Below are 18,409 nucleotides of genomic sequence, written 5' to 3' on the forward strand. Positions count from 1 at the left end.
CTGAATGGAAGTGCGGGGTAACGCAACGGCGCACGCCCGGCACAGCGGAAGGGGCGTGCCCAACTGGCGGCTGAGAGGGGTTTGTTCGTGCCTGCTTTCCCACACAGCACCACCGCGACCGCAACCGCGGTCCCGGTCCCACCCTCGCTGTCTCTTCCGGTGATCGAGGCGGCGTTTCCCAGGCAATTGCACCCGTATTGGCCCAGGCTCCAGGAGAAGACCCGTGCGTGGCTCCTGGAAAAACGGCTCATGCCGGCGGACAAGGTTGAGGAATATGCCGACGGCCTGTGCTACACCGATCTCATGGCGGGGTACTACATAGGCGCCCCCGACGACGTCCTGCAGGCGATAGCGGACTACAGCGCGTGGTTCTTCGTCTGGGACGACCGGCACGACCGCGACATCGTCCACCGCCGTCCCGTGGCCTGGCGCGGGCTCCGGGCACGGCTGCACGAGGCGCTCGACTCCCCCCAGGACCATCTGCACCACGAGGACCCGCTGGTCGCGGGGTTCGCGGACAGTGTGCTGCGGCTGTACTCGTTTCTTCCCAGCACCTGGAACGAGCGCTTCGCCCGGCATTTCCACGCGGTGATCGAGGCGTACGACAAGGAATTCCGCAATCGAGTCGAGGGCATCGTCCCGACGGTCGACGAATACCTGGCGCTGCGCCGGCTCACCTTCGCGCACTGGATATGGACGGACCTGCTGGAGCCGAGTGCCGGGCAGGAACTCCCGGAGGCGGTGCGGGAACACCCGGCGTATCGGAGAGCGGCGCTGCTGAGCCAGGAGTTCGCCGCCTGGTACAACGACCTCTGTTCGCTCCCCAAGGAAATCGCGGGCGACGAGGTGCACAATCTCGGAATCAGTCTCATAACCCATGAGGGACTGAATCTGGAAGAGGCGATCGCCGAAGTCCGGCGGCGCGTCGAGGAATGCATCGCCGATTTCCTCGTCGCCGAACGGGAGGGCTTACGCTTCGCGGACTCCCTCGCCGACGGCACGGTGCGCGGAAAGGAACTGAGCGCTGCCGTGCGCGCCTGCCTCGGGAATATGCGGAACTGGTTCAGCTCCGTCTACTGGTTCCACCACGAGTCCGGCCGTTACATGGTCGACAGCTGGGACGACCGGTCCACGCCCCCGTACGTCAACAACGAAACGGCAGGTGAGAAATGACCGTCGAATCCGTGCGGCCCCGGGCCCCGCAACAGCAGCAGACGTCACCGCTGCGGGAGCCGCCCCTCGCGGGCGGCGGAGTCCCGCTCCTCGGCCACGGCTGGCGGCTGGCCCGCGATCCCCTGGCCTTCATGACGCGGCTGCGCGACCACGGCGACGTGGTGCGGCTGCGGCTCGGCCCGAAGACGGTGTACGCCGTCACCACCCCCGCACTCACCGGCGCCCTGGCGCTGAGCCCCGACTACAAGATCGACGGCCCCCTGTGGGAGTCCTTGGAGGGCCTGCTCGGCAAGGAGGGCGTGGCCACCGCCAACGGCCCCCGCCACCGGCGTCAACGCCGCACCATTCAGCCCGCGTTCCGGCTCGACGCGATCCCCGCCTACGGGCCGATCATGGAGGAGGAGGCGCACGCGCTCACCACCCGCTGGCAGCCCGGCCGGACCGTCGACTGCACCTCGGAGTCCTTCCGGGTGGCCGTGCGCATCGCGGCCCGCTGCCTGCTGCGCGGCGAGTACATGGACGAGCGCGCCGAGCGGCTGTGCCTCGCCCTCGCCACGGTGTTCCGCGGCATGTACCAGCGGATGGTGATCCCGCTCGGGCCGCTGTACCGGCTGCCGCTCCCGGCGAACCGCGAATTCAACCGGGCGCTGGCCGATTTGCATCTCCTGGTCGACGAGATCGTGGCCGAACGCCGGGCATCCGGTCAAAAGCCGGACGATTTGCTGACGGCATTGCTGGAAGCGAAGGACGAGAATGGCGAGCCCATCGGGGAACAGGAGATCCACGACCAGGTGGTCGCGATACTCACCCCGGGAAGCGAAACCGTGGCCTCCACGATCATGTGGCTGCTTCAGGTGCTCGCCGAGCATCCGGAACACGCGGACCGGATCCGAGACGAAGTTGAATCCGTAACCGGTGGCCGGCCCGTCGCATTCGCGGACGTCCGGAAGCTCACGCACACGAACAATGTCGTCGTGGAGGCGATGCGTTTGCGTCCCGCCGTGTGGATACTGACCCGGCGGGCGGTCACCGACACGGAACTCGGCGGCTATCGCATTCCGGCCGGAGCCGACATCATCTACAGTCCGTACGCGATACAGCGCGATCCGCGATCGTACGCGGACAACCTGGAGTTCGACCCCGACCGATGGCTTCCGGAACGCGTCAAGGACGTGCCGAAATATGCCATGAGTCCGTTCAGCGTGGGTAATCGCAAGTGCCCGAGCGACCACTTCTCGATGGCCCAGCTGACGCTCATCACGGCGGCGGTGGCGACGAAGTACCGCTTCGAGCAGGTGCCCGGCTCCAATGACGCGACCCGGGTCGGCATCACGCTCCGCCCGCACAAGCTGCTGCTCACCCCTGTGCCGAGGTGAGTCGCGGGGCGTGCGGTCAGGCGGCTTCCGGGCCCCTGAACGTGCGCCGGTAGGCGTTGGGGGTGGTCCCCAGCGCCCGGACGAACTGGTGGCGCAGCGCGGCCGCGTTGCCGAACCCCGTCCGGCCGGCGATCGCGTCCACCGTCTCGTCCGTCGCTTCCAGCAACCGCTGGGCCAACAGCACCCGTTGGCGAAGGATCCAGCGGTACGGAGTGGTCCCCGTCTCCTGCTGGAAGCGGCGGGCGAAGGTGCGCGGGGACATCAGGGCGCGGGCGGCGAGCTGCTCGACGGTGACCTCCTGGTCGAGGTTGCGCTGCATCCACACCAGCACCTCGGCGACCGCGTCGCCCTCGGAGCGGGGCAGCGGGCGCTCGATGTACTGGGCCTGGCCGCCGTCCCGGTGCGGCGGCACCACCATCCGCCGGGCGATCTTGTTGGCGACCTCCGGCCCCTGCTCCTTGCGCACGATGTGCAGGGCGGCGTCGATGCCCGCGGCCGTACCGGCCGAGGTGATCACCGGGTCCTCGTCGACGTAGAGCACGTCCGGCTCGACGACCGCCCGCGGGTACTGCCGCTCCAGCTCCTCGGCGTGCCGCCAGTGGACCGCGCACCGCCGCCCGTCCAGCAGTCCGGCGGCCCCCAGCACGAAGACCCCGGAGCACACGCTGAGCACCCGCGCCCCGCGCTCGACGCCCCGGCGCAGGGCGTCGAGCAGCTCGGGCGGGAAGGTCCGCGACTCGTAGGCCGAGCCCGCCGGCACGGCGATCAGGTCGGCGGTCTCCAGGCGCTCCAGCCCGTGCTCGACCCGCACGGCGAAGCCGGCGTTCGCCCGCAGCACCGGCCCCTCGGCGGAGGCCACCGCGAAGTCGTAGACCGGCAGTCCGTCGTCGCTGCGGTCGATGCCGAAGACCTCGCAGACCACACCGAGCTCGAAGGGGTTCACGCCGTCGACGAGGACGGCCGCCACGTTCTGAAGCATGCGCCCAGTGTGCCTCGGCGGTGGCAGTAAATCGAGGGTCTACGGCAGTCCTGCCACTGTTGGTAAGGAGCATAGAGCGCGACAGTGGTGTCCATGAACGCGAACCAGATCGAAGCACTCATCGGAATGCTGGCCGTCGTCGCACTCTTCGCGATCATGGTCCTCCCCGCGCTCATCGGCGCCGCGCACGACCGGCGCGTCGACCGGGAGATCAGGGAGGCCCAGGACCACCTCGAGGAGATGAAGGATCAGAAGTCCTCGTCCAGGTCGACCGTCCCCTCCACCGCGACCTGGTACGCCGAGGGACGCCGCTCGAAGAAGTTGGTCAGTTCCTGAACTCCCTGGAGCTCCATGAAGGAGAAGGGGTTCTCGGAGCCGTGGACCGGGGCGAAGCCGAGGCGCGTCAGGCGCTGGTCGGCGACGCACTCCAGGTACTGCCGCATCGAGTCGGTGTTCATGCCCGGGAGGCCGTCACCGCACAGGTCGCGCGCGAACTGCAGCTCGGCCTCGACGGCCTCCCGCAGCATGTCGGTGACCTGCTGCCGGAGCTGGTCGTCGAAGAGGTCCGGCTCCTCCTTGCGGACGGTGTCGACCACGTCGAACGCGAAGCTCATGTGCATGGTCTCGTCGCGGAACACCCAGTTGGTGCCGGTCGCCAGGCCGTGCAGCAGGCCCCGACTGCGGAACCAGTAGACGTACGCGAAGGCGCCGTAGAAGAACAGGCCCTCGATGCACGCGGCGAAGCAGATCAGGTTGAGCAGGAAGCGCCGGCGGTCGGCCTTGGACTCCAGGCGGTCCAGCTTCTCGACCGAGTCCATCCACCGGAAGCAGAACTCGGCCTTCTCGCGGATGGACGGGATGTTCTCGACCGCCGCGAACGCCGCCGCCCGGTCGTCCGGGTCGGGCAGGTAGGTGTCCAGCAGGGTCAGATAGAACTGGACGTGCACGGCCTCCTCGAACAGCTGACGGCTCAGGTAGAGCCGCGCCTCGGGGGAGTTGATGTGCTTGTACAGCGTCAGCACCAGGTTGTTGGCCACGATCGAGTCGCCCGTCGCGAAGAACGCGACCAGTCGGCCGATCAGGTGCTGCTCGCCCGGCGTCAGCTTGGCGAGGTCGGCGACGTCCGAGTGGAGGTCGACCTCCTCGACGGTCCAGGTGTTCTTGATGGCGTCCCGGTAGCGCTCGTAGAAGTCGGGGTAGCGCATGGGACGCAGGGTCAGCTCGAAGCCCGGGTCGAGAAGATTCTGGTGACGGGTGGTCATTACTGGCAGGCCTCGCAGGACTCGGGGTTTTCCAGGGAGCAGGCGACCGCTTCGGGGTCCGGGGTCGCCTGTACGGGGACGGTGGCTCGGGCCGCGCGGGCGATACGGGTCGCGGGACGCGAGCGCAGGTAGTACGTCGTCTTCAGGCCCGACTTCCAGGCGTAGGCGTACATCGAGGAGAGCTTGCCGATGGTCGGCGTCTCCAGGAACAGGTTCAGCGACTGCGCCTGGTCGAGGAACGGGGTCCGCGCGGCCGCCATGTCGATCAGCCCGCGCTGCGGGATCTCCCACGCCGTGCGGTAGAGCCGCCGTACGTCCTCGGGGATCCAGGCGAAGTCCTGCACCGAGCCGTTCGCCTCGCGCAGCGCCTCACGGGTGCGGGCGTCCCAGACGCCGAGCGCCTTGAGCTCCCGCACCAGGTAGGAGTTGACCTGCAGGAACTCGCCGGACAGGGTCTCTCGCTTGAACAGGTTCGACACCTGCGGCTCGATGCACTCGTAGACACCGGCGATCGAGGCGATGGTGGCCGTGGGCGCGATGGCCAGCAGCAGGGAGTTGCGCATGCCGACCGCGGCGATCCGCTCGCGCAGCGCCGCCCAGCGCTCCGGCCACGCCGGCTCGACGTCGAAGTGGTCGGGATGCAGCACGCCCCGGGCGGTACGGGTCTTGTCCCACGCGGGCAGCGGCCCGTTGCGCTCGGCGAGGTCGGCGGACGCCTCGTACGCGGCGAGCATGACGCGCTCGGCGATCCGGGTGGACAGCGCCTTGGCCTCGGGCGAGTCGAAGGGCAGCCGTAGCTTGAAGAAGACGTCCTGCAGGCCCATCGCGCCGAGGCCGACGGGACGCCAGCGGGCGTTGGAGCGGCCCGCCTGCTCGGTCGGGTAGAAGTTGATGTCGACCACGCGGTCGAGGAAGGTGACGGCGGTGCGGACGGTGGCGTCCAGCCGCTCCCAGTCGATGCCGTCCCCGGTGACGAACGCGCCGAGGTTGACCGACCCCAGGTTGCAGACTGCCGTCTCGCCGTCGCTGGTGACCTCCAGGATCTCCGTGCACAGGTTCGAGGAGTGCACGACGTGGCCCGGCTCGGCGGTCTGGTTGGCGGTCCGGTTCGCGGCGTCCTTGAAGGTCATCCAGCCGTTGCCGGTCTGCGCCAGGGTGCGCATCATCCGGCCGTACAGCTCGCGCGCGGGCAGCGTCTTCTTCGCCAGGCCCCGCTCCTCGGCCCGGCGGTAGGCGGCGTCGAACTCCTCGCCCCACAGGTCGACCAGCTCGGGCACGTCCGACGGCGAGAACAGCGACCACGGCGCGTCCGCGTTCACCCGGCGCATGAACTCGTCCGGGACCCAGTGCGCGAGGTTGAGGTTGTGCGTACGGCGGGCGTCCTCGCCGGTGTTGTCGCGCAGCTCGAGGAACTCCTCGATGTCGGAGTGCCAGGTCTCCAGGTAGACCGCGGCGGCGCCCTTGCGCCGGCCGCCCTGGTTCACGGCGGCGACCGAGGCGTCGAGCGTCTTCAGGAACGGGACGATGCCGTTGGAGTGGCCGTTGGTGCCGCGGATCAGGGAACCGCGGGCACGGATGCGGGAGAAGGACAGCCCGATGCCGCCGGCGTGCTTGGAGAGCCGGGCGACCTGGTGGTAGCGCTCGTAGAGCGAGTCCAGCTCGTCCTTGGGGGAGTCCAGGAGGTAGCAGGACGACATCTGCGGGTGGCGGGTGCCGGAGTTGAACAGGGTGGGGGAGGAGGGGAGGTAGTCGAGGCGGCTCATGAGCCCGTAGAGCGCGGCGACCTCGTCCACCGCACGAGGGGTGTCGTCCTCGGCGAGGCCGGCGGCGACGCGCAGCATGAAGTGCTGGGGCGTCTCGACGACCTTGCGGGTGATCGGGTGCCGGAGCAGGTAACGGCTGTGCAGGGTGCGCAGCCCGAAGTAGCCGAAGCGGTCATCGCCCTCGGGGTCGACCAGGGCGTCCAGCCGGCCGGCGTGCAGGCGTACGAAGTCGGCCGTGCGGTCGGCGATGAGGCCCTCCCGGTGCCCCACGGCGACCGACTCGGTGAAGGACGTGACGCCTTGGGAGGCGGCCTCGGCGGCGATGGAACGGGTCAGCAGCCGGGCGGCCAGCCGCGAGTAGGCGGGGTCCTCGGAGATGAGACCGGCGGCGGCCTCCGTGGCCAGCTCGCGCAGCTCCGTCTCGTCCGCCCGCGCGGAGCGGCCGCGCAGCGCGGCGGCGGCGACCCGGCCGGGGTCGGCGTCGGGGAGGTCGGCGGTCAGCTCCGTCAGGGTCCGCAGCAACGCGGTTCCGGGGCCGTCGGACTCCTGGATCGCTGAGGCCGGATCGGCTGGCGCGATGGTCACGTGGGGCTCTCCCTCGCTCGGCACGGGGGCCTTGCGGAGGGCAGGGGGCAGCACACGAGCGCACGCGGCGTCGCGTCCACCGGCCCATTCCACGAGGCCCGGACGTCAGGGCACCCGGACCGGGTGGCCGGGCGCACTGTCGGCAGGTCCTCGGACTGACTCCTGTGCACGGACATGCACAAGTACACCGTTGCGGGACAGTTCCGGATTCGCACCGGATTCCCCTGCGGCGACAGCGAGCATGAGCATACATCTAGTGCCGGGGACGAGAGCCACCCCTATATGTTGTGTCGTCGATGACTTCAGAGCGTCAACTCGTAGGTGAGGAGCGTGATGTCGTCCAGGTGCGGGAGCGGGTTCCAGTCGCGGCCGGGGGTGCGGGTGAAGCCCAGGCGGTCGTAGATGCGGTGGGCCGAGCGCATGGTGCGCTGGGTCGACAGGACGATGCGCGTGCAGCCGTCGGTGGCCCGTGCGCGCTCGACGCAGGCGCGTACGAGGGCCTCGCCGACACCTCGGCCTCGCGCCTCCGGCGCTACGGCCAGCATGCGGATTTCCGCCTCTCCGGGGCGGGCAATGTCGGCCATGGGGCCGCCTTGCGGCACGTACGTCACGCCGCCGACGACGTGGCCGTCCTGGGTGGCCACCAGGACTTCGGCGGCGGAGGCTCTTTTGGCGACGTTTCGGAGTTCGTGGAGGTATTCGTCGCTTTCACCGAAGTCGAGTAGGCCGTCCTGGAGGTAGGCCTGGGCGGTGATCTCGCCGAGGGTGCCGAATTCGGTGGTGTGTGCGGGGCGGATTCGGACGTCCATGGGGGGAGTGTGCACGACAGCGGGCCGCCGTATGGCTCGATGCCGGCGGCCCGCTGCGGATTGTGGTGGGTTCTCGCGCAGTTCCCCGCGCCCCTGAGGGCGCTGTTCTCGCGCTTCTTAGTGGCTTGCCCCAGCCGTTGCCGGGGGGAGCTCCGCCTGGACTCCGGGGTCGCCGGCGTCCGCCGTGTAGTCCTCCGGGCTCGTCTCGTCGATGCCCTCGGGGGCCTTCGCGGCCTTCAGTACGAAGGTCAGGACCACCGTGACCAGCAGGTTGAGGACGAACGCGGTGAGGCCGATGTAACCGATCTCCCCGATGCCGGGGATCTCCGCCGACGAGCCGCCGAAGTGCTTCTGGGTCGGCGAGGCCACCCCGTACGCCGCGACCGTGCCGTAGAGCATGCCGACCGCCCAGCCGGCCAGCAGGGCCCAGCGGTGGAACCAGCGGGTGAACAGGCCACCCACCAGCGCGGGCATGGTCTGCAGGATCCAGATGCCGCCCAGCAGCTGGAAGTTGATCGCGACCGTCTTGTCCATGCCGAGGACGAAGACCAGCGCGCCGACCTTCACCAGCAGGGACACCAGCTTGGAGACCTTGGTCTCCTGCGCGGGCGTGGCGTCCCGCTTGATGAAGTCCTTGTAGATGTTGCGGGTGAAGAGGTTGGCCGCGGCGATCGACATGATGGCCGCGGGGACCAGCGCGCCGATGCCGATCGCCGCGAAGGCGACGCCGGTGAACCAGTCCGGGAACATGTTCTCGAACAGCTGCGGGATGGCCAGCTGGCCGTTCTCCACCTTGATGCCGGCCGCGATCGCCATGAAGCCGAGCAGGCCGAGCAGGCCGAGCATCAGCGAGTACAGCGGCAGGATCGTGGAGTTGCGGCGGATGACGTCCCGGCTCCGGCTGGAGAGCACGGCCGTCACGCTGTGCGGGTACATGAACAGCGCGAGCGCCGAGCCCAGTGCCAGCGTGGCGTACGTCCACTGCGAGGCCGCGTTCGGTACCAGTCCGCCGGCACCCGCCGCCGAGTACTTCTCGCTCGCCGCGCCGAAGATGTCGTCGAAGCCGCCGAGCTTGATCGGGATGTAGATGATGGCGACCGCGATGACGAGGTAGATCAGGGTGTCCTTGACGAACGCGATCAGGGCCGGCGCGCGCAGACCCGACGAGTACGTGTACGCGGCCAGCACGCCGAAGGCGATCAGCAGCGGCAGGTCCTTGATGAACCAGTTGGTGTCCTCGCCGCCGCCGATGCCCATCACGTCCAGCACGGCCTGAATGCCGACCAGTTGGAGCGCGATGTAGGGCATGGTCGCGAGGATGCCGGTCACCGCCACCGCCAGGGACAGACCCTTGGAGCCGAAGCGGCCCCGGACGAAGTCGGAGGTGGTCACGTATCCGTGCTTGTGCGAGACCGACCACAGACGCGGCAGGAAGACGAACATCAGCGGGTAGATGAGGATCGTGTAGGGCACCGCGAAGAAGCCGGCCGCGCCCGCCGCGTAGATCGCCGCCGGCACGGCGACGAAGGTGTACGCCGTGTAGAGGTCGCCGCCGAGCAGGAACCAGGTGATCCAGGTGCCGAACGACCGGCCGCCCAGGCCCCACTCGTCGAGGCTGTGCTCGTTCTCGGCCCTGCGCCAGCGCGAGGCCAGGAAGCCCATCACCGTGACGGCGAGGAAGAAGAGGATGAAGACGGCGAGCGCGACGCCGTTCACTCCGTCGTTCATGCTCCGGCACCCCCCTGCGACTTGCGGGCGCGCTGGTCACGCTGCCACAGCCGGTACGCGATCATGGTGAGCCCGGTGGAGATCACGACCCAGGCCATCTGGTACCAGTAGAAGAACGGGATGCCGATCAACGTCGGCTCCACCTTCGCGTACGAGCCCACCCAGAGCATGGCCACGAAGGGTGCTATCAAGCAGAGGGCGACGGCGACGCGCACGGGCGTCACCACCGGCCCTCTGTTCACATCTGGGGCATCTGACATCTGACGGCTCCGTCCCCTCGCAAATTACCTGGCGTAAAACGCAGGCAATGTAGGTCACGGTGTCCCGTTACCGGAAGCCCTCGTTCAGATACCGGTATCTCAGCAGCAGCGGAAGCCCTGCCGAGGGTCCCTTTCCTGCCCTTCTGTCCGCATTCGCTCGAACTCCCGTCGGGACGGCACCTCCGCATCCGGGTGGCCTTCACGGATGTGCGCGACATAGCGGTCGTATGCCGACTCGTCGGTCAGCTCGCGGACGTACCAGCGCACCCCGCTAGTCAGCCGGCGCAGCAGTGCCGACGGTCGCACGGCGCTCCTCCTCCTTCTCCTCCGGCGTGGCGAACAGGCCGGCCGGTGCCACGATCCTCGACTCGACGTGCGGCGCCTCGCTGAGCGTGGTGAGCGCGGGCCGGCGGACATGCCGGACGCAGATCCGCGCCGCGTCCACGATCACGACGACGATCAGCAGGGCGAGTACGGCGGACAGGACGCCGTCCACCGTGGAGTTGGTGACGACGGTGTGCATGTCGTCCATGGACTTGGCCGGCGGCAGGATCTCGCCCCGGTCGATGGCGTCCTGGAAGACCTGGCGCTGCTTGAAGAAGCCGACCCTGGGGTCGCTGGAGAAGACCTTCTGCCAACTGGCGGTCAGGGTCACCACCGCGTCCCAGACGAGCGGGACACCGGTGACCCAGGCCCACTTCAGGCGGCCGGACTTGATGAGGAGCGTCGTGCAGACCGCCAGCGCGACGGCCGCGAGGAGCTGGTTGGAGATGCCGAAGATCGGGAACAGCTGGTTGATGCCGCCCAGGGGCTCGTGGACGCCCACCCACAGGAAGTAGCCCCACAGCCCGCACACGACCGCGCTGGTGATGATCAGGCCGGGCTTCCAGCTGACGTTCCGGAAGGGCTTGTAGACGTTGCCGAGGGTGTCCTGGAGCATGAACCGGCCCACACGCGTGCCGGCGTCCAGCGCGGTCAGGATGAACAGCGCCTCGAACATGATCGCGAAGTGGTACCAGAACGCCTTGAGGCCGTCACCGGTGACCGTGGAGAAGATCTCCGCGACGCCGACCGCCAGTGTGGGCGCGCCGCCGGTGCGGGACAGCAGCGTGGACTCCTCGACGCTCCGCGCCGCCGCGGCCAGTTGGTCGGGCGAGATCTGGTAGCCCCAGCCGCTGACGACCTGCGAGGCGCTCTCCACGGTGGTGCCGATGACGCCGGCGGGCGCGTTCATCGCGAAGTACAGGCCCGGGTCGATGATGCTGGCCGCGATCAGCGCCATCACCGCGACGGACGACTCCATCAGCATGGAGCCGTATCCGATCATCCGGACCTGCGTCTCCTTCTGGATCATCTTCGGGGTCGTGCCGGACGAGATGAGGGAGTGGAAGCCGGACAGGGCTCCGCAGGCGATCGTGATGAAGACGAACGGGAACAGCGAACCGGCGAAGACCGGGCCGTCGCCGCGGGAGGCGAAGCCGGTGACCGCGTCCATCCTCAGCGTCGGCAGCGCGACCACGACGCCGACGGCGAGCAGCACGATCGTGCCGATCTTCATGAAGGTGGAGAGGTAGTCACGCGGGGCGAGCAGCATCCAGACCGGCAGGATCGAGGCGATGAAGCCGTACGCCACCAGCCAGATCACCAGTGTCGACGGGGCGAGCGTGAAAGTCTCCGCCCAGGACGACTCGGCGACCCAACGGCCCGCGACCAGCGCGAGCAGCAGCAGGCCGACGCCGATCAGCGACACCTCGGCGACCCGGCCGGGCCTGAGGACGCGCAGGTAGAAGCCCATCAGCAGGGCGATCGGGATGGTCATCGCGATGGAGAAGGTGCCCCAGGGGGAGGCCGCGAGGGCGTTGACGACGACCAGGGCCAGCACGCCGAGCAGGATGATCATGATGGCGAACGCGGCGAGCAGCGCCGCCGCCCCGCCGAACGGGCCGATCTCCTCCCGGGCCATCTGGCCGAGCGAGCGGCCGTCCCGGCGGGTCGAGAAGAACAGCACCACCATGTCCTGCACCGCACCCGCGAAGATGACGCCGGCGACGATCCATATCGTGCCCGGCAGATAACCCATCTGGGCGGCGAGCACGGGGCCGACGAGGGGTCCGGCGCCGGCGATGGCCGCGAAGTGGTGGCCGAGCAGGACGCGGCGGTCGGTGGGGTGGTAGTCGATGCCGTTGTCGAGCCGTTCCGCCGGGGTGGCGCGGGTCCGGTCGACCTTGAGCACCCGGTACGCGATGAACCTGGCGTAGAACCGGTACGCGATCGCGTACGAACCGAGGGCGGCCGCGACCATCCAGGCGGCCGAGACCTCCTCACCGCGCGACAGCGCGAGCACGGTCCAGCCGAGGGCGCCGACGAGGGCGACGAGGCTCCAGATGACGATGGTTCGGGGGTTCGCTGTGCGCACGGGTCGTCCTCCCGTCGATGCGATGACGGGAGGACCGTAGGGCAGGCGATGTGATCTGCGCTACACCGCGGACAGGGTTATGCCTCGGGCCTCTTCAGTCGTGCCACGAACTTGTAGCGGTCGCCGCGGTAGACCGAGCGCACCCACTCCACCGGATTGCCGTCGCGGTCCAGCGAGTGGCGGGACAGCATCAGCATCGGCAGGCCGACGTCGGTGCCCAGCAGTCCCGCCTCCCTGGGCGTGGCCAGCGAGGTCTCGATCGTCTCCTCGGCCTCGGCGAGGTGGACGTCGTACACCTCGGCCAGCGCGGTGTACAGGGACGTGTACTTGACGAGGCTGCGGCGCAGGGCCGGGAAGCGCTTGGCGCTCAGGTGGGTGGTCTCGATGGCCATCGGCTCGGCGTTGGCCATGCGCAGCCGCTCGATGCGCAGGACCCGGCCGCCGGCGGTGATGTCGAGCAGCTCGGCGAGCCGGTCGTCGGCGGTGATGTAGCCGATGTCCAGCAGCTGGGAGGTGGGCTCCAGCCCCTGGGCGCGCATGTCCTCGGTGTACGAGGTGAGTTGCAGCGCCTGCGAGACCTTCGGCTTCGCGACGAACGTGCCCTTGCCCTGGATCCGCTCCAGCCGCCCCTCGACCACCAGCTCCTGCAGGGCCTGGCGCACGGTCGTGCGGGAGGTGTCGAACTCCGCGGCCAGCGTGCGCTCCGGCGGGACCGGCGTGCCGGGCGGCAGGGTCTCCGTCATGTCGAGCAGATGCTTCTTCAGGCGGTAGTACTTGGGCACGCGTGCGGTACGGACGGGCGTCCCGCTCTCGTTCTCCGCACTGCTGACCTCAGTGCTCATGCTCCGCCTTCCCGGCTCACGTACCGACACGACCGACGTCCGTCGGTCACGGCTCACATCGTGGCACGGCCGCGCGCGAGAGATTCCCCCGCACGCTCCGTGATCCCCCCTGTATACCGTCGCCGCCTCGTATGGTCTAGTCCACGACGACCATGTGGTCTACCTGGCGGAGGCCGGTTGGGCCGCTCTTTTCGACGGGTTCTTACTTAAAGGTTCCTGCATATGTAGGTCCCATAACGGCTGGTGGGGGCGTACTCGAGACCCTTGACACGCCCTATGGTCTGGGCCAAGCTCCCCGTACTGGTCTACACCATTGGTCCAGGTCCCGGCCCCAGGGCGGTACGTCAGTCACCGCGGGGACGAGGGGGGTTTGTGGCATCCCTGAGGAGGGTGGCGTGAAGCGCAAGCTGATATCCGCGATCGGTGTCGCGGCGATGATGGTCTCCATTGCGGCGTGCGGGGGCGACAAGGGCGACGACGAGGGCAAGGCCGGGGCGGACGGCTACGCGGGCCAGACGCTCACCGTGTGGGTGATGGACGGCTCCTCGCCGGACCAGTGGCAGAAGGACGTCGCCGCCGCCTTCGAGAAGAAGACCAAGGCGAAGGTCAAGTTCGAGATCCAGCAGTGGAACGGCATCCAGCAGAAGCTGACCACCGCCCTGTCCGAGGAGAACCCGCCGGACGTCTTCGAGATCGGCAACACCCAGACCCCGGCCTACGCCAAGACCGGCGGCCTCGCCGACCTGGCCGACCTCAAGGCCGAGATCGGCGGCGAGTGGACCGAGTCCCTGAACAACTCCTCGGTGTTCGAGGGCAAGCAGTACGCCGCGCCCTGGTACTTCGCCAACCGCGTCGTCATCTACAACAAGAAGGTCTGGGCCGACGCCGGCATCAAGGACACGCCCAAGACCCGCGACGAGTTCTACGACGCCCTGAAGACGATCGGCGACAAGACCGACGCCGAGCCGATCTACCTGCCCGGCCAGAACTGGTACCACTTCGTCGGCCTGGTGGTCGGCGAGGGCGGCGAACTGGTCAAGAAGGACGGCGACATGTACGTCTCCAACCTCGCCGACCCGAAGGTCGCCGCCGCCATGGAGACGTACAAGAAGTTCCAGGCCCTGTCCAAGGCGCCCAAGGACAAGGACGAGGCCACCCCGCAGCAGGGTGAGGTCTTCGGCAAGGGCGACGTCGGCGCCTTCATCGGCATGGGCTGGGAAGCCGGCATCGCGATCGAGGCCAACCCGGAGATCGAGAAGGAGATCGGCTACTTCACCATCCCGGGCGCCACGGCCGACAAGCCCGAGGGTGTCTTCCTCGGTGGCTCCAACCTCGCGGTCGCCGCGGGCAGCCAGAAGCAGGAGCTGGCCAAGGAGTTCCTGAGGATCGCCCTCAGCGACCAGTACGAGGGCCAGCTGGCCAAGCTCAACGGCGTCATCCCGAACAAGGAGTCGCTGCAGTCCAACCTCACGGGCAACGCCGCCGCCGAGGCCGCCGCGCCGGCCGCCGCGGGCGGTGGCACCACGCCGCTGATCCCGGAGTGGGCCGCGGTCGAGAACGCGCCCAACCCGATCAAGACCTACATGACCGCCGTGCTGAACGGCAAGACCCCGGCCGAGGCCGCCAAGCAGGTCGAGGACGAGTTCAACAAGCGCCTGTCGCAGGAGAGCTGACCGCCTCGGGGGCGGGGGCCGCACGTGCAGCGTACGGCCCCCGCCCCCCGGTTCACGTAGGTCGAGAGAGAGATCGCGAGCATGACCGTGCAGACCGAACTGCCGCCCTCCGGTCCGGTGGAGGTGCGCAAACCCGGCGGCTCGGCCTCCGGCGAGCCCCGGCCGCGCGCCGCGGGACGCCTCGGCGGGTCCGTCCCGTACTTGTTGCTGCTGCCGGCCTGCGCGGCCACCGTGCTGCTGCTCGGCTGGCCGCTGGTGAAGGACGTCCTGCTGTCCTTCCAGAACCTCAACATGGCGCAGCTCATCCAGCACGCCACCGAGTGGAACGGCATCGAGAACTACCAGGAGGTCCTCACCGGCGAGGACTTCTGGCGGGTCACCCTGCGCTCGATCCTGTTCACGGCGGTCAACGTCGCCCTGACCATGGTCCTGGGCACGCTGGTCGGCCTGCTGCTCGCCCGGCTCGGCAGGCGGATGCGGCTGACGCTGCTGCTCGGCCTGGTGCTGGCGTGGGCCATGCCGGTCGTCGCGGCGAGCACCGTCTACCAGTGGCTGTTCGCCCAGCGCTTCGGCGTCGTCAACTGGGTGCTGGACAAGCTGGGCTGGCACTCGATGGCCGACTACAGCTGGACCAGCAGCCAGATGTCGACCTTCTTCGTCGTCACCCTGCTGATCGTGTGGATGTCGATCCCGTTCGTCGCGATCAACCTCTACGCGGCGACCACCACCATCCCGAACGAGCTGTACGAGGCCGCCTCCCTCGACGGCGCCGGCGCATGGCGCAGCTTCACGACGGTCACCATGCCGTTCCTGCGGCCCTTCCTCTACGCGACGACGTTCCTGGAGATCATCTGGATCTTCAAGGCGTTCGTGCAGGTCTTCACCATCAACGGCGGCGGTCCCGACCGGCTCACCGAGATCCTGCCCGTCTACGCCTACGTCGAGGGCGTCGGCAACCAGCACTACGGCATGGGCGCCGCGATCGCCGTCCTGACCATCCTGATCCTGCTCGGACTGACCGCCTACTACCTCAGGATCGTGCTCAAGCAAGAGGAGGACGAGCTGTGAAGCGCTCGCTCTTCGGCCGCCTGTGGCCCAACGTCACGGCCGTCGTGTTGTTCGTCGGCTTCGTCTTCCCCGTCTACTGGATGTTCGCCACGGCCTTCAAGCCGACCGGCGACATCATCGCCGAGGACCCGGTCTGGTTCCCGACGGACGTCACCCTCGACCACTTCAAGACCGCGGTCGACGCCGACCACTTCTGGACGTTCGTCACCAACTCCCTGACCGTGACCGCCCTCGCCGTGCTCTTCTCCCTGGTCATCGCGCTGGCCGGCTCCTTCGCCCTGGCGCGGATGCGCTTCCGGGGGCGGCGCGGCTTCGTCATCGGCTTCATGGTCGCGCAGATGGCGCCCTGGGAAGTCATGATCATCGCGATGTACATGATCGTGCGCGACGCCTCGATGCTGAACAGCCTCGTGCCGCTGACCGCCTTCTACATGATGATGATCCTGCCCTTCACCATCCTGACGCTGCGCGGCTTCGTCGCCGCCGTGCCCGTGGAGCTGGAGGAGGCGGCGATGGTCGACGGCTGCACCCGGGTGCAGGCCTTCCGCCGGGTCATCCTGCCGCTGCTCGCACCGGGCCTGATGGCCACCTCGATGTTCGGCTTCATCACCGCCTGGAACGAGCTGCCGCTGGTCCTGGTGCTGAACAAGGACGCCGAGGCCCAGACGCTGCCGCTGTGGCTGACCAGCTTCCAGAGCGTCTTCGGCAACGACTGGGGCGCGACCATGGCGGCGTCCTCGCTGTTCGCGATCCCGATCCTCATCCTCTTCGTCTTCCTGCAGCGCAGGGCCGTCAGTGGTCTGACCGCCGGCGCGGTGAAGGGATAGCACCCTCCATGACCACATTCGCCAGCGACACCGACACGCTGACCCGGGACGCGCTGACGGTCCTCCAGCCCGGCTTCACCGGGACGGCGGCCCCCGACTGGCTGCTGCGCCGCCTCGGCGAGGGCCTCGCCTCGGTCGGCCTGTTCGGCCGCAACATTGCCTCGCCCGAGCAACTCTCTGCCCTGACCGCACAGTTGCGGGCGGAACGGGACGACGTCCTGGTCGCCATCGACGAGGAGGGCGGTGACGTCACACGCCTGGAGGTGCGCACGGGCTCCTCCTTCCCCGGCAACCACGCGCTCGGCGCGGTGGACGACGTCGAGCTGACGCGGGAGGTGGCCGCGGAACTGGGCCGCCGCCTCGCCTCGTGCGGGGTGAACCTCAACTGGGCCCCGTCGGCGGACGTGAACTCCAACCCGGTGAACCCCGTCATCGGCGTGCGGTCGTTCGGCGCCGACCCGGCGCTGGTCGCCCGCCACACCGCGGCCTACGTCACCGGCCTCCAGTCGGCGGGCGTGGCGGCGTGCACCAAGCACTTCCCCGGCCACGGCGACACGAACGTCGACTCCCACCACGCCCTCCCCCGCATCGACGCGGACACGGCCGTGCTCGGGGACCGGGAGCTGGCCCCGTTCCGCGCGGCCATCGCGGCGGGCACGCGGGCCGTGATGAGCGCCCACATCCTCGTCCCCGCCCTCGACCCGGAGCGCCCGGCGACGCTGTCGGGCAGGGTGCTCACGGAACTGCTCCGCGGCGACCTCGGCTACGACGGCCTGATCGTCACCGACGGCATGGAGATGCAGGCCATCGCGGGCACCTACGGCATCGAACGCGGCAGCGTCCTCGCCGTCGCGGCCGGCGCGGACGCGATCTGCGTGGGCGGCGGCCTGGCCGACGACGAGACGGTACGGCGCCTGCGCGACGCCCTCGTGGCGGCGGTGCGGGCCGGTGAACTCCCCGAGGAACGGCTGGCGGACGCGGCGGACCGCGTACGCCGGCTGGCGACCTGGGCGAGCCCGACGGCGGCGGGCGCGCGGCCCGCGGGGCAGGCCGGGGGGCAGGTCGCAGGGCAGGCGGGGACGCAGGCCGGCGCGGACGGTGACGTGGGCCTGCGCGCGGCGCGAAGGGCGCTGAAGGTCACCGGTGGGGATGCCTTCACGCCCCTCACCGCGCCCCCCTACGTCGCGGCCCTCACCCCCGTCGCCAACATCGCCGTCGGCGACGAGACCCCGTGGGGCGTCGCGGCGGAACTGACCGCCCTGCTCCCCGGCACGGAGGCGGGCACGTTCACGGGAGCGGACGCGGGCAGCGCCGCCCTGTCGGCGGCGGGGGAGCGCCGCATCGTGGCGGTCGTGCGCGACGAACACCGGCACCCGTGGATGGCGGCGGCCCTCGACACGCTGCTCCGTGCGCGCCCGGACACGATCGTCGTCGAGATGGGCGTCCCGCAGGCGGCCCCCCGGGGCGCGCTGCACATCGCGACGTACGGCGCGGCCCGGGTGTGCGGAAGGGCGGCGGCGGAGGTCGTCGCCGGGGCGTGAGGGTCCGTGGTCCGGTCGGGCGGGACGCCGTCCGCCGCCGCTCCTTTGGACGTCCTCGTCCGGGGAGAGGAGGATCGAAAGGGTGAGTCCGCACCGAGGGCCGTGCC

16 protein-coding genes and 1 riboswitch are annotated in these 18,409 nt (G+C 69.3%); of the genes, 7 read left to right on the forward strand and 9 right to left on the reverse strand.

Annotated features, from left to right (window positions below; genetic code table 11):
• Window positions 1-87: 87 nt before the first annotated feature.
• Together cyc1 and IPT68_RS24095 are read left to right on the forward strand one after the other, a co-directional pair.
• Window positions 88-1,173, forward strand: coding sequence for an epi-isozizaene synthase (cyc1, locus tag IPT68_RS24090; protein ID WP_189696451.1), 1,086 nt, complete (start codon window positions 88-90; stop codon window positions 1,171-1,173).
• Window positions 1,170-2,549, forward strand: coding sequence for a bifunctional albaflavenone monooxygenase/terpene synthase (locus tag IPT68_RS24095; protein ID WP_189696452.1), 1,380 nt, complete (start codon window positions 1,170-1,172; stop codon window positions 2,547-2,549). The genes cyc1 and IPT68_RS24095 overlap by 4 nt, the downstream gene beginning before the upstream one ends.
• 16 nt (window positions 2,550-2,565) lie before the next feature.
• Here IPT68_RS24095 and IPT68_RS24100 read toward each other — a convergent pair whose 3' ends face one another.
• Window positions 2,566-3,528, reverse strand: coding sequence for a GlxA family transcriptional regulator (locus IPT68_RS24100; RefSeq protein WP_189696453.1), 963 nt, complete (start codon window positions 3,526-3,528; stop codon window positions 2,566-2,568).
• A gap of 93 nt (window positions 3,529-3,621) precedes the next feature.
• Between IPT68_RS24100 and IPT68_RS24105 the strand changes: the two genes are divergently transcribed.
• Window positions 3,622-3,864, forward strand: a complete 243-nt coding sequence (locus tag IPT68_RS24105) for a hypothetical protein (protein ID WP_189696454.1) — start codon at window positions 3,622-3,624, stop codon at window positions 3,862-3,864.
• Here IPT68_RS24105 and IPT68_RS24110 read toward each other — a convergent pair.
• The 8 genes from IPT68_RS24110 to IPT68_RS24140 all read right to left on the reverse strand — a co-directional run bounded on the left by IPT68_RS24110 (window position 3,777) and on the right by IPT68_RS24140 (window position 13,193).
• Complete coding sequence (locus IPT68_RS24110) at window positions 3,777-4,790, reverse strand: ribonucleotide-diphosphate reductase subunit beta (RefSeq protein ID WP_189696455.1); 1,014 nt, start codon at window positions 4,788-4,790, stop codon at window positions 3,777-3,779. The two genes, IPT68_RS24105 and IPT68_RS24110, sit on opposite strands and share 88 nt — an antisense overlap.
• Window positions 4,790-7,138: a ribonucleoside-diphosphate reductase subunit alpha gene (locus IPT68_RS24115; RefSeq protein WP_189696456.1), complete on the reverse strand. Its 2,349-nt coding sequence runs from the start codon at window positions 7,136-7,138 to the stop codon at window positions 4,790-4,792. Before IPT68_RS24115 ends, IPT68_RS24110 begins: the two co-directional genes overlap by 1 nt.
• Window positions 7,139-7,262: 124 nt before the next feature.
• Window positions 7,263-7,387: riboswitch (cobalamin riboswitch) on the reverse strand.
• A 53-nt stretch (window positions 7,388-7,440) separates the two neighbouring features.
• Entirely contained in the window at window positions 7,441-7,947 is a 507-nt protein-coding gene (locus tag IPT68_RS24120) for a GNAT family N-acetyltransferase (protein WP_189696457.1), read from the reverse strand.
• A gap of 117 nt (window positions 7,948-8,064) precedes the next feature.
• On the reverse strand, window positions 8,065-9,675 hold the full coding sequence (gene mctP / locus IPT68_RS24125) for a monocarboxylate uptake permease MctP (RefSeq protein ID WP_189696458.1): 1,611 nt from the start codon (window positions 9,673-9,675) through the stop codon (window positions 8,065-8,067).
• Window positions 9,672-9,935, reverse strand: a complete 264-nt coding sequence (locus IPT68_RS24130) for a DUF3311 domain-containing protein (protein ID WP_189696459.1) — start codon at window positions 9,933-9,935, stop codon at window positions 9,672-9,674. The genes mctP and IPT68_RS24130 overlap by 4 nt, the downstream gene beginning before the upstream one ends.
• 99 nt (window positions 9,936-10,034) lie before the next feature.
• Complete coding sequence (locus IPT68_RS34235) at window positions 10,035-10,226, reverse strand: YbdD/YjiX family protein (RefSeq protein WP_228040600.1); 192 nt, start codon at window positions 10,224-10,226, stop codon at window positions 10,035-10,037.
• Window positions 10,207-12,351, reverse strand: coding sequence for a carbon starvation CstA family protein (locus IPT68_RS24135; protein ID WP_189696460.1), 2,145 nt, complete (start codon window positions 12,349-12,351; stop codon window positions 10,207-10,209). Before IPT68_RS24135 ends, IPT68_RS34235 begins: the two co-directional genes overlap by 20 nt.
• Before the next feature lie 77 nt (window positions 12,352-12,428).
• Window positions 12,429-13,193, reverse strand: coding sequence for a GntR family transcriptional regulator (locus IPT68_RS24140; RefSeq protein ID WP_189696461.1), 765 nt, complete (start codon window positions 13,191-13,193; stop codon window positions 12,429-12,431).
• A 395-nt stretch (window positions 13,194-13,588) separates the two neighbouring features.
• On the opposite strand from IPT68_RS24140, the gene IPT68_RS24145 reads away from it, so the two are divergent.
• From IPT68_RS24145 to IPT68_RS24160, 4 genes are all read left to right on the forward strand, one after another.
• A complete protein-coding gene (locus tag IPT68_RS24145; protein ID WP_189696462.1) occupies window positions 13,589-14,866 on the forward strand; it encodes an extracellular solute-binding protein in 1,278 nt (425 codons plus the stop codon).
• An 81-nt stretch (window positions 14,867-14,947) separates the two neighbouring features.
• Window positions 14,948-15,934 (forward strand): carbohydrate ABC transporter permease, encoded by a 987-nt coding sequence (locus IPT68_RS24150; protein WP_189696463.1) that lies wholly within the window; start codon window positions 14,948-14,950, stop codon window positions 15,932-15,934.
• Window positions 15,931-16,761 carry a carbohydrate ABC transporter permease gene (locus IPT68_RS24155; RefSeq protein ID WP_189696464.1) on the forward strand — a complete coding sequence of 277 codons (831 nt, stop codon included), beginning with the start codon at window positions 15,931-15,933 and terminating at the stop codon, window positions 16,759-16,761. Before IPT68_RS24150 ends, IPT68_RS24155 begins: the two co-directional genes overlap by 4 nt.
• An 8-nt stretch (window positions 16,762-16,769) precedes the next feature.
• Window positions 16,770-18,302 carry a glycoside hydrolase family 3 protein gene (locus IPT68_RS24160; protein ID WP_189696465.1) on the forward strand — a complete coding sequence of 511 codons (1,533 nt, stop codon included), beginning with the start codon at window positions 16,770-16,772 and terminating at the stop codon, window positions 18,300-18,302.
• Window positions 18,303-18,409: the final 107 nt, after the last annotated feature.

The organism is Streptomyces chromofuscus (genome assembly GCF_015160875.1).
Taxonomy (GTDB): domain Bacteria; phylum Actinomycetota; class Actinomycetes; order Streptomycetales; family Streptomycetaceae; genus Streptomyces; species Streptomyces chromofuscus.

Bases quoted from the DNA above. Each gene is read 5' to 3' on its own strand.
- IPT68_RS24095 (WP_189696452.1), top strand. From the start codon at position 1,170: ATGACCGTCGAATCCGTGCGGCCCCGGGCCCCGCAACAGCAGCAGACG.
- IPT68_RS24100 (WP_189696453.1), bottom strand. From the start codon at position 3,528: ATGCTTCAGAACGTGGCGGCCGTCCTCGTCGACGGCGTGAACCCCTTC.
- IPT68_RS24105 (WP_189696454.1), top strand. From the start codon at position 3,622: ATGAACGCGAACCAGATCGAAGCACTCATCGGAATGCTGGCCGTCGTC.
- IPT68_RS24110 (WP_189696455.1), bottom strand. From the start codon at position 4,790: ATGACCACCCGTCACCAGAATCTTCTCGACCCGGGCTTCGAGCTGACC.
- IPT68_RS24120 (WP_189696457.1), bottom strand. From the start codon at position 7,947: ATGGACGTCCGAATCCGCCCCGCACACACCACCGAATTCGGCACCCTC.
- mctP (WP_189696458.1), bottom strand. From the start codon at position 9,675: ATGAACGACGGAGTGAACGGCGTCGCGCTCGCCGTCTTCATCCTCTTC.
- IPT68_RS24130 (WP_189696459.1), bottom strand. From the start codon at position 9,935: ATGTCAGATGCCCCAGATGTGAACAGAGGGCCGGTGGTGACGCCCGTG.
- IPT68_RS24140 (WP_189696461.1), bottom strand. From the start codon at position 13,193: ATGAGCACTGAGGTCAGCAGTGCGGAGAACGAGAGCGGGACGCCCGTC.
- IPT68_RS24150 (WP_189696463.1), top strand. From the start codon at position 14,948: ATGACCGTGCAGACCGAACTGCCGCCCTCCGGTCCGGTGGAGGTGCGC.
- IPT68_RS24160 (WP_189696465.1), top strand. From the start codon at position 16,770: ATGACCACATTCGCCAGCGACACCGACACGCTGACCCGGGACGCGCTG.